The organism is Vibrio sp. 10N.261.46.E11 (assembly GCF_041472735.1).
GTDB lineage: Bacteria > Pseudomonadota > Gammaproteobacteria > Enterobacterales > Vibrionaceae > Vibrio.
Genome location: NZ_JBFRQW010000032.1, coordinates 15,486 through 30,951 on the forward strand (window position 1 = coordinate 15,486; position 15,466 = coordinate 30,951).

The window sequence follows — 15,466 nt, forward strand, 5'->3', positions numbered from 1 at the left end:
CTCATCTACGTCAACACTCCCTCAAAAAAGCGCAAAACGCTTTTAACCGATCCTTCGGGAAGCGTTTTGCTTTTTAGTGATGCAACGTTATAGGCTTCCCTAGCGATGATTATCTCTTATCCCGTTGTGTGCTTTTTCTTTATTTTTCAGATATCTGAAGCATTGTTAACCATGATGTTTATTGCGTTGTTATCGTTAATGATCACTTCAGAAAAATCATTCAAATTAAGTGCATTTCTAGTGATCAGTAATGGCATTGGTGGCTTGCTTGCGATAGCGGCTTTTTCAATCCTTTCGATTGTTCCGAATATTATCTTCTACTCTTTATTCATAGGCTTGGTCGCTATTGTGATTGCTAAGAAGATCTATACGGTTCCCGAAAAAGCACCGATTTTCGCCACTGCATTTAGTACCTTGCTAGTACTTGTCGGTAGCACATTGATGAGCTCCGGCGATATCGATAGCAACACTTTTATTCGCATATTCCAATTATTGCTAATTGGCATATATATGATTTTGGCCTCTTTATTCCTAGAAACTCGGAATTGGAAGTTTCTACAAAATCAGCATTAATTTTGTCTAACAAGGACGTCTCATGAAGTTAACCGACGATTTTTCAAAACAGGCGATAGACGCTGCCATCAAAATTGCAGCGATTGCTATGCTCGTCTACTGGTGTTTTGCGATTTTACGCCCATTCATTCTATTGGTTATTTGGGGGGCGATCATTGCGACTGCGCTCTATCCAGTTGCTGTCGCGATTTCAAATAAGACGGGAATGTCGAAAGGAAAAGCCAGCGCATTACTCAGCTTTATTGGTGTGATTCTTCTGTTTATTCCTTTGGCGGCGCTTTCTTCTGGTATCTACACCAGCGCTTCTGATCTGATGACAGGGCTTCAAGATGGCACATTGTCATTGCCTAAACCGAAAGAGTCTTTACAAGATATTCCATTCATTGGGGAGAAGGTATATTCAACCTTGGTAGCTGCCTCCAATAATATTGAAGGTACGTTCATAAAGTATGCTGACGAACTGAAACAGTTTGCGACGAAAGCTGCTTCTGTTTTAGGCTCTCTCGGCGGTGGGTTTATTCAGTTTATTATTTCTACCATCATTGCTGGCGCATTTATGAGTAACGCCGATAAGTGCCAAACGGGGGTCACTCACTTAGTGGCTCGCCTAACCGATGGTAAAGGTGAAGAGTTGGTACAGTTATCTAAATCAACGGTACGTAGTGTCGTGCAGGGTGTGATAGGTGTTGCTGTGATTCAATCCATTATGTCAGCAATTGGTTTAGTGATTGCAGGCGTTCCTGCGGCTGCGTTTTGGGCATTAGCTGTTCTGCTCATTGCAATTATTCAACTTCCGCCGATTCTTGCTTTATTGCCTGCAATTATTTACATGTTCAGTGTTGAATCGACGCTAGCGGCGAGCCTGTTCTTAGTGTGGTGTATTTTGGTCAGTGGCAGTGACGCTATTTTGAAACCGATGCTATTGAGCCGCGGCTCTCATATCCCAATGTTGGTTATTCTACTGGGTGCGTTGGGCGGAATGGCGATGTCAGGAATCGTTGGTCTGTTTGTTGGTGCTGTGATACTGAGTTTAAGCTATGAGCTGATGATGGCATGGCTTGGACTTGAAGAGAAAAACCAAGAAGAAACTGAGAAAAAACCAGCAGAGGCAGAGGAAAAATAGATGAAGCCAGTCTCTAAAGACGACAACTTCTACTTCTTATTCTATGCACTGTTGGTGTTGTTTTTTGGTTGCGCGGTGATGCAGCAGTTTTATCCGCAAGGTCAAAAGACCATTCTGTTTTTGATCATTATTACTTTGGCTATTTCGATAGTGGGAATACATAAAGAGCGAGCCTTGTATCGCTCTTGGTATGGTCTGCTATTGATAACCGCTACGGTGTCGGGGGTATTCTCGTTTTTGGAGGACTATAACCTTTCGATAGTGACGTTAACGGCATTGGCGGTGTTTCTGTTCTCACATATTTATTCCGCTCTCAAACAGGTAATGAAAGCAAAGACGGTGACGCCCAATCACATTATCGGCTCTATCTGTATTTACTTGTTGTTAGGGTTCGCTTGGTCGACTATCTACTTGTTGATTTTAGAAATCTTCCCTAATGCATTTAACGGGTTAGAAGAGCAAATCTGGCTGACCAACTTGTTCAATGCGATGTACTTTAGCTTTATCACCTTGACCACGGTTGGCTATGGCGACATATCACCGGCTTTGCCTATTGCTCAATTCTTTGTGTTCATGGAGTCCATTATCGGCAGTTTTTATTTAGCCATCATGGTCGCGAGTTTGGTGAGTATTCGACTCGCACAGTCTCAATCTTAAGTGCAATCTTTTTCATTTAAGTACCTGTATAAGTTAGAAGTCTGTTTTGTTGGAACAGGTGCAGTATGGATTTTAATCGATGACCAGCTTTACCATTTAACGCCATATGGATTAATAAGTAGCCAAAAGATAACGTATTGAGAGAATTTAAGTACGCACCTAGATATAACCTATCAAGTTACCGAAGAAACGAGGTTATATAGTGGTATGATCGCGGGCTCAGCACCATAAGTGATAAATAATAGGAAACAGAATGACTCACCTTACAGAGCAGCAAGAAGCCGCAATGGCGACGTTTAAGGAAAACTTACACCTTCCAAATGGTGGTTTTCACAAACTGATTATCGAGCTAAGTAAGGAATATCAGCTGCCTTTCCAAAAGGTGCGTGCGGTTTTAAAGAAAGCTCAAAAAGACGTCGAACGTCAAATACGTGAAGATTTTGCGAGTATCGATGATGAGGTTCTTAGCCAAGAGAATTGGGTGAACATTATTAAGTCGAAGCTTGTTGAGTTAGCGGAAGAAAACCAAACGATTATGGATAAGCTGCAACAAAACCTGAAGTATCAAAAAGTGTTGTCGGCAACCGAAGGTTCAATCGCAAGTGAAAACGAGCGTGACGAATTGATTGAAGAGTTGATTCAAGCTTATGAGAAAGAGGTGTTCAAACCTTTACTGGCGATGCTGCATACGACAAAGCTGTATTGGAAGTTAATGCTGGTGGATGAGACATGTAAGATGAATGAGGAAAATCGTGAGAAGTTCAGTGACTACCCTCAACACATGCAAGCTGCAGAACACTTATATACTCTTGATCAAAAGTTAAGGTCGATGCCGTTAACTTATTAGTCCATGAATGCACTGATAATGACTCATTGGTGATTCAGAGTTTGATATAAGTTGGTTTCAATAGAAGTACGATAACCTAGCTAGCGTTAGCCGCGTGTGAAATGCAAAAAGGGCTAGGTTTCTGATCTGTTTTACTTCTACTCTATTTTGTTCTGCTAGAGCGAATTGAGGGTGACATCTTTGACTTTTTTATATCTGTCGAACTAGACGGTGCTTCTTTCTGTAGCCGATGGGAAATGCTATAGGAGTGTGAAATGTCCTAGGGTGTTTCCGTTGCCTGAAACGATAGTTCCGATGCTTTCTCGTTCATTAAATTCAAAGTCGATGAGATAACTGTGATGTTGTAGCTTGGGCAATATGTGGCGGTGGAGTATATCGCTATTGAGCTGTCGAATCTCGGTGACCCATGAAATTTCTTCTTTGTGTAAGTCTATTTTAATCTTGAGCATTTATTACCTTTTAGTTTATTGACTGTTTTTTCGCGTGATAGTTGGTACCAATGGGTTTGTCTTGTTGTTCTGCGTGACATAACTGTGCCTTGTGTTTATTACATTTATATTTAAGTAGTCGATCTATTTTGAATTCGCTAAAAAGAAAGCAAATGACGAATAGAACGGTAGTGGGATTTAATTTAAAAGCTATTGAATGACTATCTAGGTGAAAGCTGACGCAGAGATGGTGTAACGAGGGAATCGAGAACTGTCTTTGTGGAACTTGGACTTACTTTAGCATTAACAGCTCTATAGATTAGAGCCAGGTGGCGAACTATACGCCTAGTTTTTTAAATTACAACCCTATTTCTAATTAAATTTAAAAATATTTTTGAATGATTTGCCGTCGCTTGTTGATAGTTAAATGAACGAAGGACAGGGGATTGACCATGGTATCTGACTGAGGCTCGGCTTTGCACCGCTTCGTATTCTTTGTCATTAGGGTTTTTATTTGATTAGTTGACTTGGTTGTCATTAAGTGTCTGTTATATAGCGCCTTTACATTGTAAATTGTAATTCTTCACTCTGGGGTTTGGCGTGTGATTACAGGGTTTTCGCGTTGTAATTGCAGGGTTTCGGGCACTTTTCCCCATCAGTTTTTCTTCAGATTGATGGTCATTCTCCTCTTCGTGTTTTTTGTTGTTTCTGATTCCTAATATCTTTCCTGACTACGCAAAATATGAATACTCACTTTTACATTTCTGAATAATAAAGTTGTTGTGTCGCCAGTTTAACGCAAATATTATTGATAATAATTCTCACTTGCGTTACAAGTTTGTTGTCAAAGCAATGACAGACTTTAAATTATCGTTATTTAGCCGTTATGTACGCCCCATGCTCATTTATGAGTCATGTGACTTTTATTGTCATGAGTGGTGGTTTGTATCCATGGCAAAGGAAGACACATGAAGAAAACAATCAATTCAGCTCGCCAGTTATTGGGTGGGCTTGCTATCGCTCTTGCATCATCATTGATAATGACCGCTCAAGCGGAAACAATCACCATTGAACACGTAAAGGGCACGGCGCAGTTTACTGAAGTACCACAGCGCGTTGTGGTACTTGGCTTTGGTAGCTTGGATGTGCTTGACCAAATTGGTGTACAGCCAGTTGGCGCGCCTCACAGCTTGCTGCCTGACTACCTAGCTTCGTACAAGGATACGACGGCAAGTACGGGCTCATTGAATGAACCTGATTTTGAAGCTATCTACATGCTGAAGCCTGACATTATCATTGCCGAAAACCGCATGCTAAAGGTTTACGATCAACTAGCAAAAATCGCCCCAACCATCATGTTCTCTATTAATGGTGATAAATACTGGGCTGATGCTCAGCAAAACTGGCGCTCGCTAGGCAAGCTCTTTGGTAAGCAAGCCGAAGTAGAAGCGATCATTAAAGAGACTCAAGCTTCTATCACGGCGGTCAATGACAAAGTCGCGTCTGACGAAACTTCAGCAATGATGCTAATGAACAACGGCAACAATATTGCGATGTTTAATAAGGGCAGCCGCTTCTCAATCATCTTTGACGACTTTGGTTTTGTGGAGTCAAAGAGCGCGATAGTGGCTCCGATTAAAGGGAATCACGGCAACCTAATCTCGTTCGAATACATTGCTGACGCAAAGCCTGAAGTGCTTTACGTTCTTGATCGTGAAAAAGCGATCGGTAAGTCAGAAGGGCGCGCACAACAGCTGTTTGATAACCCACTGGTTGCGGCAACACCTGCAGCGCAGCAAGGCAACATTGTTTACCTTGATTCAAGTGCTTGGTATCTGGTTGGTGGTGGCGTAACAGCGATTCACAGAATGCTGGGTGACATTGAACGTACAATTCAATAGTTACTAATCATCAGATTCTCGGGCTTATAAGAGTGTTCTTATAAGCCCTTTTCCTCTTATTTATATGGTCTCTCCGATCCTACCTTTAGTATTATTTCTATGTTGAAACCCATTTCAGCTGCTGTATTTCTTGTTGTGTTATGCGTTGCGTCATTAATGATTGGAGTCGCTGAGATCAGTTTTAGCGACTTTTTCTATGGCAACCAACACGCCAACTCTATTTATGTTGTTAGTCGGATCCCTCGACTGTTCGCGATTGTGCTTGCCGGTGCTGGCTTGAGTGTTGCTGGCTTGATAATGCAACAGATTGTTCAGAATAAGTTTGCTGCGCCTTCGACTATGGGCACGATTGACTGTGCCATGTTGGGGTACATTGTTGGTATTTTAGTGCTGGGCAATGCCGCTCAATGGAGCTACTTAGGCTTTATCTTTGCGTTTGCGGTGTTAGGCACCATGCTATTGGTCCGCTTTCTACAACACTTGAAGTTCAAGAATGCGGTGTTGGTACCTTTGATTGGCATCATGTATGGCAACGTTGTCTCATCTCTAACAACCTTTATCGCTTACAAATACGATTTAGTACAAACCATGTCGGCTTGGACGATGGCGAACTTTGCGAGTGTATTGCAAGGCAGCTATGAAATCCTTTACCTCGCGGTTCCTGCATGTGTGTTGGCTTATTACTTTGCGAGTCAGTTCAGTGCGGCAAGTATTGGTGAAAGCTTCGCAAAAAACATCGGCCTCAATTATCAGAAGATGGTCTTCATTGGTGTTGCATTGGTCGCTATCTGTGCCTCTTCCGTGGTGATGATCGTCGGTGTTATCCCATTCCTTGGTCTTATCGTGCCGAACATAGTGTCATTGATGATGGGTGATAACATGAAAAAAATCCTGCCTTGGACAGCCTACTGGGGCGTGATCTTGGTATTGGCCTGCGACTTGTTAGCGAGAGTCATCATCTTTCCTTACGAGATTCCAATCTCAATGGTAATCAGTGTCTTTGGCGGCTTGATTTTTATCTACCTGATCATGAGAGACAAGTCGAATGCCTGATTCAGTAAAAATTGCGATTCTGGCTATCGCGTCTTTGGGTATGGCGGCAGTATTTGTGGGGCAGGGACTTACGTGGGATAACTACGAGTTCTTCTTGTCTCTGCGACTACCAAAACTGCTGTCGATTGTGTTGGCGGCGGTGGCGATTTCTGCATCGTCATTGGTTTTTCAAACCATCACCAATAATCGAATTCTAACCCCTTCAATTTTGGGTTTTGACAGTTTATACATGTTGGTGCAAACGGTGCTTCTGTTTGTGTTTGGTGGTACTAGCTTTTGGGTAATTGATGCAAGCGCGAACTTTTCACTGTCTGTGACTGTGATGATCTTGTTCTCGTTTGCGCTGTTCCATTTTTACTTCAAGAGTAAGCGAAACAACGTATTTACACTGTTGTTGATTGGTATTGTGTGCGGCAGCGTATTCTCAAGCTTGGCTAACTTCCTTGCGATGTTGATTGACCCGAACGAGTTTGCAGTGCTGCAAAATGTGATGTTCGCGAGCTTCAATAACGTGAAAGGTGAACTGGTTTACCTCAGCCTTATTCCACTGAGTTTGAGCTTGCTTGGCTTGTGGTTGTTAGCGCCTAAGCTTGATGTGCTTTGGCTTGGTGTTGATAACGCGACAAGCTTGGGCGTGAACACCAAGCGATTGACTCAGATTACCTTGGTGATTGTGTCTGTGATGGTCGCAGTATCGACTGCTTTGGTTGGCCCTGTGCTGTTTTTTGGTTTGATCACCGTGAGCTTAGCTCGTCAGATATTTAAATCTTACCAGCATCGTGTGCTTATCATCGCGAGCAGTTTGTTAGCTGTCGTTCTATTGGTTTCAGGCCAATGGTTTATCGAAAAAGTAATGGCGTTTGAAACCACTGTGAGTGTGGTCATTAACTTGGTCGGCGGTTTGTATTTTATGTTCTTGTTGTTACGCACCAGAATTCAGTAAAGGTAGTGAGTAGTGATAAAATTAACAGGTTTAAGTAAGAAGTATGGCAAGACCCTTGTGGTGGATGATGCCAGTGCTATGTTCCCGAAAGGAGAAGTGACTTCTATCATTGGCCCCAATGGTGCGGGTAAAAGTACGCTGCTTTCTATGGCGAGTCGCTTAACAGAGAGTGACGCGGGTGAAGTGGTTATTGGCGACAAGTTACTGGCTGAATGGGATACCAAAGAGCTAGCGAAACACTTAGCCGTATTACGACAGTCAAACAACATTAATATGCGATTTACGATTCGTGAATTGGTCTGTTTTGGCCGTTTCCCACATTCGCAAGGTCGCTTGAAAGACGAAGACAACAAAATTGTTGATACAGCGTTAGAGCATCTAGGTATTACTGATATTCAAAACAAATACCTTGATGAGTTGAGTGGTGGTCAGCGTCAAATGGCGTTTATTGCGATGGTTGTGGCGCAAGATACGGATTATGTGTTCTTAGATGAGCCTCTTAATAACCTGGATATTAAACACTCGGTTGAAATCATGCAGACGCTGCGTCGCTTAGCGCATGAGTTTAATAAAGCGGTGGTTATCGTGATTCACGACATCAACTTTGCTTCTTGTTACTCAGATAACATTGTCGCGATGAAAAAAGGCCAAGTGATTAAGTCGGGCAAGGTTTCGGAGGTGGTTGAAGAGTCCGTGATGGAGTCTATCTACGAGATCCCATTTGAAATTCGCAAGTTCGATGGCGTTCGAATCTGCATGTATTACTCTGGTCGCTAATTTACGGCATCGCTGTACCGTTTGAATCTCTAGCGACCGAAATGAGAAGAGCTCCTACATTATGAGGAGCTCTTTTTTGTCTGCCATACTGTAACTGGTGTTGGCTTGATATACTCGAAGATCTATTCTTCATTTTCCAAAATCAATTGCTATTTTTTCTGATTAACCTCTAAAAACCGTTCTACACTATGTTTATAACTGTTTGATTTTTATAAGAGGTGTCAATGAGTCAGAAGCCTATAGTGTTAGTTGTGGATGACACACCAAGCAATTTGGATGTGTTAACAGCAATACTCAAAGACACCTATCAAGTTAAGGTCGCAATTAACGGAACTATCGGTATCAAAATTACAAAGATGGTGCCTCAGCCGGACCTGATTCTCCTAGATATCATGATGCCTGATATAGATGGTTACGAGGTATGTCGCCAATTGAAAGCTCAGCCCAATACCGCGCATATACCGATTATATTTGTGACCGCTAAAATGGATCCTGAAGCAGAAGTAAAAGGGCTCTCCTTAGGTGCTGTTGATTATTTAACCAAACCCATAACCCCAGAAATCGCACTTCAGCGTGTAAAAACCCATATTGCGCTTTATGACCAACAACGCGCTTTGTTCAGCCAAGTCAAAGAGAAAACTCAAGAGATCAATCTCGGTAAGCTAGAAACACTGAACATCTTGGGGAGGGCGGCTGAATTCAAAGACAATGAAACCGGGATGCACGTTAAGCGCATGAGTCATTACTGTGAAGTGTTAGCGAAAGCCTTGGGAATGACTGACGAAGACGCTGAGACTCTGCGCGATGCAGCACCAATGCATGATATTGGCAAGATTGGCATTCCCGATAGTGTGCTACTCAAGCCCGGAAAATTGGATGCCGATGAGTGGACTACCATGCAGAAACACGTCGAGTACGGTGTTGAAATTCTTGGTCGGCAGAGTGATTCCAAACTGATGCGTATGGCTATTCAAGTCGCGCAGTATCACCATGAAAAGTGGGATGGCAGTGGTTACCCAAACAGAGTAGCTGGCGAAGATATTCCTCTAGTCGGACGTATCGCAGCAGTTGCCGATGTGTTTGATGCTCTGACCGCAGAGCGACCTTATAAAAAAGCCTGGAGTGTCGATGAAGCGCTGAATTTGTTTGAAGAACAAAAAGGCAAACATTTTGACCCAACTATCGTCGATCTGTTCTTTCTCAAGCTACCCGAGATTCTAGCAATTAAAGAGAAGTTCAAAGATGAGTGATAGCTGGATGTTGTCGCGAAATCGTTTTGTAGCATCTCTGGTCGTTGGAATCTTAGTGTGGTCGCTGGTTATTCGCAGTGCAGATGCCGGCGAAGTGGACGATGCAACGTTAAATCAGTGGTTAGAAAACCAGCCAACAATCACCTTTATTGCCCTTACCGACCATTACCCGTACTCATTCATCGATGACGATGGGCTGGTGTCTGGGGTCATCAAAGATTGGACATTGGATCTTGAACAGCGTTTTGGTGTCCATGTCCGGTTTATCACCGTTAACTCGCGTGTCGAGGCCAAAGCGGCGTTAGTCGATGGGCGAGGCGATGTATTCCCATTTCAACAGTTTGACCCAAGTGAAGGGGGGCGATTTCTTGCAAGCGAACCCTATATTCCTTATCAGGTGGCTGTAATAGTCCCTAGCGATAATAAACTCGATGGAAACCTAGATCAAAATAGTAAACGCCGCATTGCTATGGTTAATGAAAACATTGATTTACGAAGAGCTGGCGTTCAATTGAACTCTATTGAACGAGTCGATTTTGATAACGTTATTGATGCAGTGCGTGCCCTAGGTGAAGGAGACGTCGACGGGATTGTTGGCGAACCCATCACTACTATGGATCTCGCGAAAAATATTGGTGTTCATGATTTAACGATCAATTACGTGCTTGAACATTGGAAAAGACTCGAAGCATCAATGGTCGTCCGAACGGATGAAGAAGAGCTACTGACGTTACTCAACAAGCAGGTAGCAACCTTTGATATAGACAAGAAGAATAGGATTTTATCAAAGTGGTTAGATACCTCTCCCTATCGAGTTCCACTAAAAGGTGTATTTGGCTTTGGTAACCCTCCATATATGTACCCAGACAGCACTGCGGTTGGGCTGGAACATGACATTATTCAACGTGCTCTTAATGATATGGGGTATCAGCTTGGTGACGTTGTCACTCTCCCTCCTAGCTCCGCTAGAAAGGCTATTGATAACAACAACTCTATTGCCTTTGTCTCTGGTGTTCAGTTTGATGGTCCTAATGTACACTTTTTAAGTGACAACGTTCTTAATGTTGAGTTTGTTCCGGTTTCACTTACTCGCCGTAAACTCCAACTGCAATCCCCGAAAGTCCTATCATTAGGGGCGTTATTGTTCGACGAAACATCCCCAATTAAAAACGCTGTTGAAGTTTTGAGGGGCAACTTAGACATTGATCGTGTCGAAGATTACGAAGATCTTGAATCAGCATTCTCGCAGTTGAGGGCTCAAAATGTTGACCTGTTAATGGTTGAACGAAGAGTACTAGAGTGGTTTGTCACCAATACTCGTTTTATTGAAATGACAGAGCTAACGTTACATGACGAGTACAAAGTTGAGTATCCGATCTATGTTGACTTTAAGAGTGAGGAAATTAGAGACAGCTTCAATGCCGCGATTAAAAACCTTAAACAGGGCGATAATGGTATAAGCCAAATTATCGAGATTCAGGTTCAGAATGACCTAAGCCAAGTGCTTAAAAAGGCGAATATCATAGCGCAAATATCCGCCTATTTTATCGTAAATGACCGTTATGAAGAGTTAACCGAAATTTTTGAAATTTTCGACACGGACAGTTCATTTCAGGTGATCACCGCGCAAGTGGATAATAGCAATCGCCCAATAAAATCTTGGCATATCGGTAACCTAGTTGATGAATATGGAGAGAAAAGACACACCTCTCATTTGTCTTCGGTCACTAAGGTGGCAAATTATCGAACCAAAGGAGGGAGCATCAATTCTGGTTCGATGACTTTCTATTTTGATGTTCAGTCATTAGAGCGCAACCATGTGTATTTTCCATCGGTCGAGCAGTTCAATTCATTCGGTGACGCGGCGAAACGCTATATCGCCGATGTTTACCAAACCAATAATCTGACGGGAGAGCTCCTAAACCTAAGCCAAGAAGAGAGGAAGTGGATTAAAGGCAATCCGGATGTTCGGATAGGTATCGATCCGAATTCGCTGCCTTATGAAGCGGTATCCAATACCGGTGAATACATCGGGATGATTGACGACTATCTAACGCTCATTGAGCAGAAAACAGGGTTAGGCATCAACCATGTAGACGTGGCGAGTTGGTCTGAGACCCGAAGCTTGGTTGATCATCATGAAGTGGAATTGGTCTCTGCAGCTCGAGAGAATCGTTCATTAGGAGACAACGTTAGAGCAGCTCAAAGCTTGTTTTCAAGCCGTCTGGCTATTGCATCGAGACGAGATATCAGCAGCTTGGTACTTGAAGAAGCTGAGGGTTGGAAAATCGGTATCTTGAAGAATGCAGCAAATACAGATGCGGTTATCGAGCAATACCCGAACGTTGAATGGGTGCTGGTAGAATCCACAGAAGATGGGCTCAACCGACTGGATGATAATACCTTAGATGGCATGATCGATACTGTCGATGTGCTCAATTATCTGATTGACTCATTTGGTCACCGGGAGATCGGAATTATCGGAAGACTCGATTTTTTCCTCTCACCAACTTTACATGTCATCAAATCAGAACCTTTGCTTTATTCCATTGTTAATAAAGCGATTGAGAGTATTTCCGCAGAAGAACATCAGAAGATCTCAGCAAAGTGGGCGGCACCTAAAGCGATAGAAAGGGTCGACTACCAGTTAGTTTACACCATTTCGGTTTTCTCGCTGGTTATCCTTCTGCTTATTATTTTCTGGAACCGTAAATTAGCGAAGCAGATCAGTATTGCTAATGAAGCGACTGAAGCCCTTAAAAAGGCGCAGAATCAACTCTACAATATGCTCAATAGCTCTCCGATTGCCGCAGCGGTGGTATTTGAGGAGCAGGTTCGTTATGCCAACGACACCGCAAAACGCTTGTTCGTCGTAGAAGGCGAAGAGCTTGATGATATTGATGTAGCTGCAATTCATAACTCGTTAGCGGTACGCGAAGAGGTACACAAGGAGCTTAAGCTCAATGGTAAGGTAGAAAACCGAGAGTTAGTGCTAAGAAAATCAGATGGCACTCGCTTTGTGGCTCTAGTGAGTTATTACTTGTTTGAGCTTGATGGGGAGAGCGCCACACTGTTTTGGGCGTTCGATATCTCAGAAATGAAGTACCTCAATGAGCAATTGGCTGAGGAGAAAGAGAGAGCGGATCTTGCAAGCCAAGCGAAATCGGAATTCTTGGCTAACATGAGTCATGAAATTAGAACGCCAATGAATGCAATAATTGGTTTGTCTTATTTGGCAATTGGCGAAATATCTAACCCTGTTGCTCGAAACTATATCGAGAAAGTGCACCGTTCCGGGCATTCGCTGTTAAGTATCATTAACGACATCCTCGACTTCTCTAAGATAGAGGCGGGACAGCTTGTCATTGATAGCATCCCATTTGATCCCGTGACGACATTCCAAGATGTCATTGAATTGATGGAATCGAAAGCGGCAGAGAAACGACTTAAGTTGTCCATGTCGATAGATCCAGAGTTAAACACTCCGTTGATTGGTGACCCATTAAGATTGTTTCAGGTCATTCTGAATCTGGTAGGTAACGCCGTTAAATTCACTTCTCGTGGCCACGTGATCTTGAATGTTATACATCTTGAATCCAGTGAGAGCAGCGTGAGTATGAAGGTGGCTGTTTCAGATACAGGGATAGGGATTTCAGAAGAAAATAGGCATAAGCTCTTTCAAGCATTTAGCCAAGCTGACACTACTACCACGAGAAAGTTTGGAGGCACTGGCTTGGGGCTGAATATCAGTCAAAAGCTCGTGCAAGCCATGGGCAGTGAGATTTTGGTCACGAGCGTATTAGGCGAGGGTAGTGAATTCTCTTTCGTTCTTACTCTACCTAGGTCGGATGCTGAAGAACTGGCGCACTTTAAATCACAGGAGCTCAAGCTGGATTATCACATCGAGTTTAAGGGCCAAAAGATATTACTGGTTGAAGATAATGAGCTAAATCAAGACCTAGCATTGGCATTTTTCAAGCGTGCGAATCTGAATGCTGACTTGGCTGAAAACGGAGAAGAAGCCGTCACGCTAGCCAAAAACAATCGTTATGAAATGATTCTTATGGATCTTCAAATGCCGGTTATGGATGGCTTTGAAGCAACAAGATTGATCCGTGAATTTAATAAAGAAGTGCCTATTATTGCGATGTCGGCCAACGTGTTTGCTGATGCCAAACAAAGAGCAAGAGAAGCGGGTGTCACAGACTTTTTGGATAAGCCTATCATTATTGATAAAGCGACCTCTTTGATTTCCAAATACATAGTGCCTGAGGTGATGGTAGAAGGTAAGGCGGCTCTGTTAGATGAGCAGGCAAAGCAACTTGAATACCTAACAAGTAAACCCAATAGCAATGATGCTATCAGTGTGTTTTCTCTGCAGCGGTTCGACCAACTCACTCTTCATGATTCGGAACTACAAAATAAACTGGTTGAGAAGTTCCATAGCAGTGCGCCAAGTATGATGCTTGATGCGTTTGATAATTTGGCACAAGACGATTGGACTACGCTTGAAAGAAACTTGCATACCTTGAAAAGCATGGCAGTGTCGATTGGCGGACTCCAGTTGGCTGATTTAATGGGAGAGTTAGAAGATAAAGCTCACAACGGTTTGTGTGATGAGCAGGATCTTCAACAAGGAAACTCTAGGTTGGCTGAATTGATTCAAGCGGTTGAGAATGAATTTGAAGCCTCATACGCTGAGGAAGCGGAGATCAATCTTGGTGATAGTTCTGACTCATCTAGTATCACCTCGGAGCAACGTAGGAAGTTACTATTACTGCTTAATACTTATGATAACGATGCGGCGCAATATGTATCAGCGTTGCTCAGCGAATACCCACATTCGGATGTTTTGAAAAAGGTGCGAGGTGCGTTAGATAAGTACGACTTCGAGCTAGCTAATGAGGTGCTTAGCACATCTGAATAGCTGATTACCGGCACACCTTTGACATTATAGCTTTTAACTTCGGTGGCTAAAGGCTTTAATTTTATCTCTGTGCTGAACTAACGACAAATATTCTGCTTAATCAAATCAATAACCGTATCGTATCGGTGCGGCAGTTTTCGGTTTCTTTTTTGAACCAAATACAGCGTTTCTTCAACTTCCACCTTTGGCACCACCACATGCAGCTTGTCTCTTTCAGGGAAGTGCTCGACCGCGCCAGCCGGTAACACGGTAAACCCAAGTCCTTTAGATACTGGCAGCAAGATCTGATGTAACTGGTTGATGTAGCCAGATTTCGGAATTTCATTGACGTTAATAGTCGCTAAATCTTTATCACCACATAAATCGAAGTACAAAGAAAGATAGTGATCGGAATCGGGGTGAGCGATCAGGCCTATTTCATTCAGAACTTGCGGGGTAATTTTTCGTCCAGCAAGGCTGTGATGCGCAATAAGGCACAAGGCTTCTTTACCGATGACTTGGCTTTGATAGTAACTGTCGTTAGGCGAGTGCCTAATAATGCCTATATCGGTAGTGCCTTGGAGTAGATCATTCAATATCTTTTTGTTTGGAGCCGCTTCCAGATTAATGCAGAGGTCTTGGTGTTGCTGCTGAAGTTCAAGAAGCTTGGGATATAGACGTAAAGAGAGTGAACCAGAGCAAGACAAATGACATTGTCCAGCATAAGGATTATCAAAACTCAGAGACTCGAAAAGGTCTTCCTGGTCTTTCTCTAGCTTGATCGCATACCGATACATAATCCGACCTTGCTCGGTTAGCTCGAAGCTCTTATTTTCTCGAGAAAGCAGGTCACAATCACATGCTTGCTCAAGCTTTTTGATGTGCTGGCTGACTCCGGGTTGTGTCATATACAGCTTTTCTGCGGTTTGGGTGAAATGACCAACTTCAACCAGAGTCTTAAATGTATTGAGCCAAATCGGATTAATCATACTCATTTTTACATTCCGT

The 15,466-nt window shown here is 43.0% G+C and carries 11 protein-coding genes and 1 pseudogene; 10 read left to right on the top strand and 2 right to left on the bottom strand.

Annotated features, from left to right (window positions below; translation table 11 throughout):
* Window positions 1–102: 102 nt before the first annotated feature.
* From AB4407_RS10670 to AB4407_RS10685, 4 genes and pseudogenes are all read left to right on the top strand, one after another.
* Window positions 103–573 (top strand): annotated as a pseudogene (locus AB4407_RS10670) (hypothetical protein); the annotation flags it as partial.
* Window positions 574–595: 22 nt separating this feature from the next.
* Entirely contained in the window at window positions 596–1,696 is a 1,101-nt protein-coding gene (locus AB4407_RS10675; RefSeq protein WP_012600929.1) for an AI-2E family transporter, read from the top strand.
* Window positions 1,697–2,353 (top strand): potassium channel family protein, encoded by a 657-nt coding sequence (locus AB4407_RS10680; RefSeq protein ID WP_372120527.1) that lies wholly within the window; start codon window positions 1,697–1,699, stop codon window positions 2,351–2,353.
* Between the two features lie 253 nt (window positions 2,354–2,606).
* Window positions 2,607–3,200 carry a hypothetical protein gene (locus tag AB4407_RS10685; RefSeq protein WP_372120528.1) on the top strand — a complete coding sequence of 198 codons (594 nt, stop codon included), beginning with the start codon at window positions 2,607–2,609 and terminating at the stop codon, window positions 3,198–3,200.
* Window positions 3,201–3,439: 239 nt separating this feature from the next.
* On the opposite strand, the gene AB4407_RS10690 is transcribed toward AB4407_RS10685, so the two are convergent.
* On the bottom strand, window positions 3,440–3,649 hold the full coding sequence (locus tag AB4407_RS10690) for a hypothetical protein (protein WP_004731601.1): 210 nt from the start codon (window positions 3,647–3,649) through the stop codon (window positions 3,440–3,442).
* Between the two features lie 947 nt (window positions 3,650–4,596).
* Between AB4407_RS10690 and AB4407_RS10695 the strand changes: the two genes are divergently transcribed.
* The 6 genes from AB4407_RS10695 to AB4407_RS10720 all read left to right on the top strand — a co-directional run bounded on the left by AB4407_RS10695 (window position 4,597) and on the right by AB4407_RS10720 (window position 14,479).
* Window positions 4,597–5,529 (top strand): siderophore ABC transporter substrate-binding protein, encoded by a 933-nt coding sequence (locus AB4407_RS10695; protein WP_372120529.1) that lies wholly within the window; start codon window positions 4,597–4,599, stop codon window positions 5,527–5,529.
* Window positions 5,530–5,628: 99 nt separating this feature from the next.
* Window positions 5,629–6,582: an ABC transporter permease gene (locus AB4407_RS10700; protein ID WP_372120530.1), complete on the top strand. Its 954-nt coding sequence runs from the start codon at window positions 5,629–5,631 to the stop codon at window positions 6,580–6,582.
* The gene (locus tag AB4407_RS10705; protein ID WP_372120531.1) at window positions 6,575–7,525 is read left to right on the top strand and encodes an iron chelate uptake ABC transporter family permease subunit; all 951 of its coding nucleotides are present in this window, start codon (window positions 6,575–6,577) and stop codon (window positions 7,523–7,525) included. The genes AB4407_RS10700 and AB4407_RS10705 overlap by 8 nt, the downstream gene beginning before the upstream one ends.
* A gap of 12 nt (window positions 7,526–7,537) precedes the next feature.
* Window positions 7,538–8,302 (top strand): ABC transporter ATP-binding protein, encoded by a 765-nt coding sequence (locus AB4407_RS10710; protein ID WP_372120532.1) that lies wholly within the window; start codon window positions 7,538–7,540, stop codon window positions 8,300–8,302.
* A gap of 224 nt (window positions 8,303–8,526) precedes the next feature.
* Window positions 8,527–9,552 carry an HD domain-containing phosphohydrolase gene (locus AB4407_RS10715; RefSeq protein ID WP_372120533.1) on the top strand — a complete coding sequence of 342 codons (1,026 nt, stop codon included), beginning with the start codon at window positions 8,527–8,529 and terminating at the stop codon, window positions 9,550–9,552.
* Entirely contained in the window at window positions 9,545–14,479 is a 4,935-nt protein-coding gene (locus tag AB4407_RS10720; RefSeq protein WP_372120534.1) for a response regulator, read from the top strand. The genes AB4407_RS10715 and AB4407_RS10720 overlap by 8 nt, the downstream gene beginning before the upstream one ends.
* A gap of 77 nt (window positions 14,480–14,556) precedes the next feature.
* On the opposite strand, the gene AB4407_RS10725 is transcribed toward AB4407_RS10720, so the two are convergent.
* Entirely contained in the window at window positions 14,557–15,447 is an 891-nt protein-coding gene (locus tag AB4407_RS10725) for a LysR family transcriptional regulator (protein WP_372120585.1), read from the bottom strand.
* Window positions 15,448–15,466 lie beyond the last annotated feature (19 nt).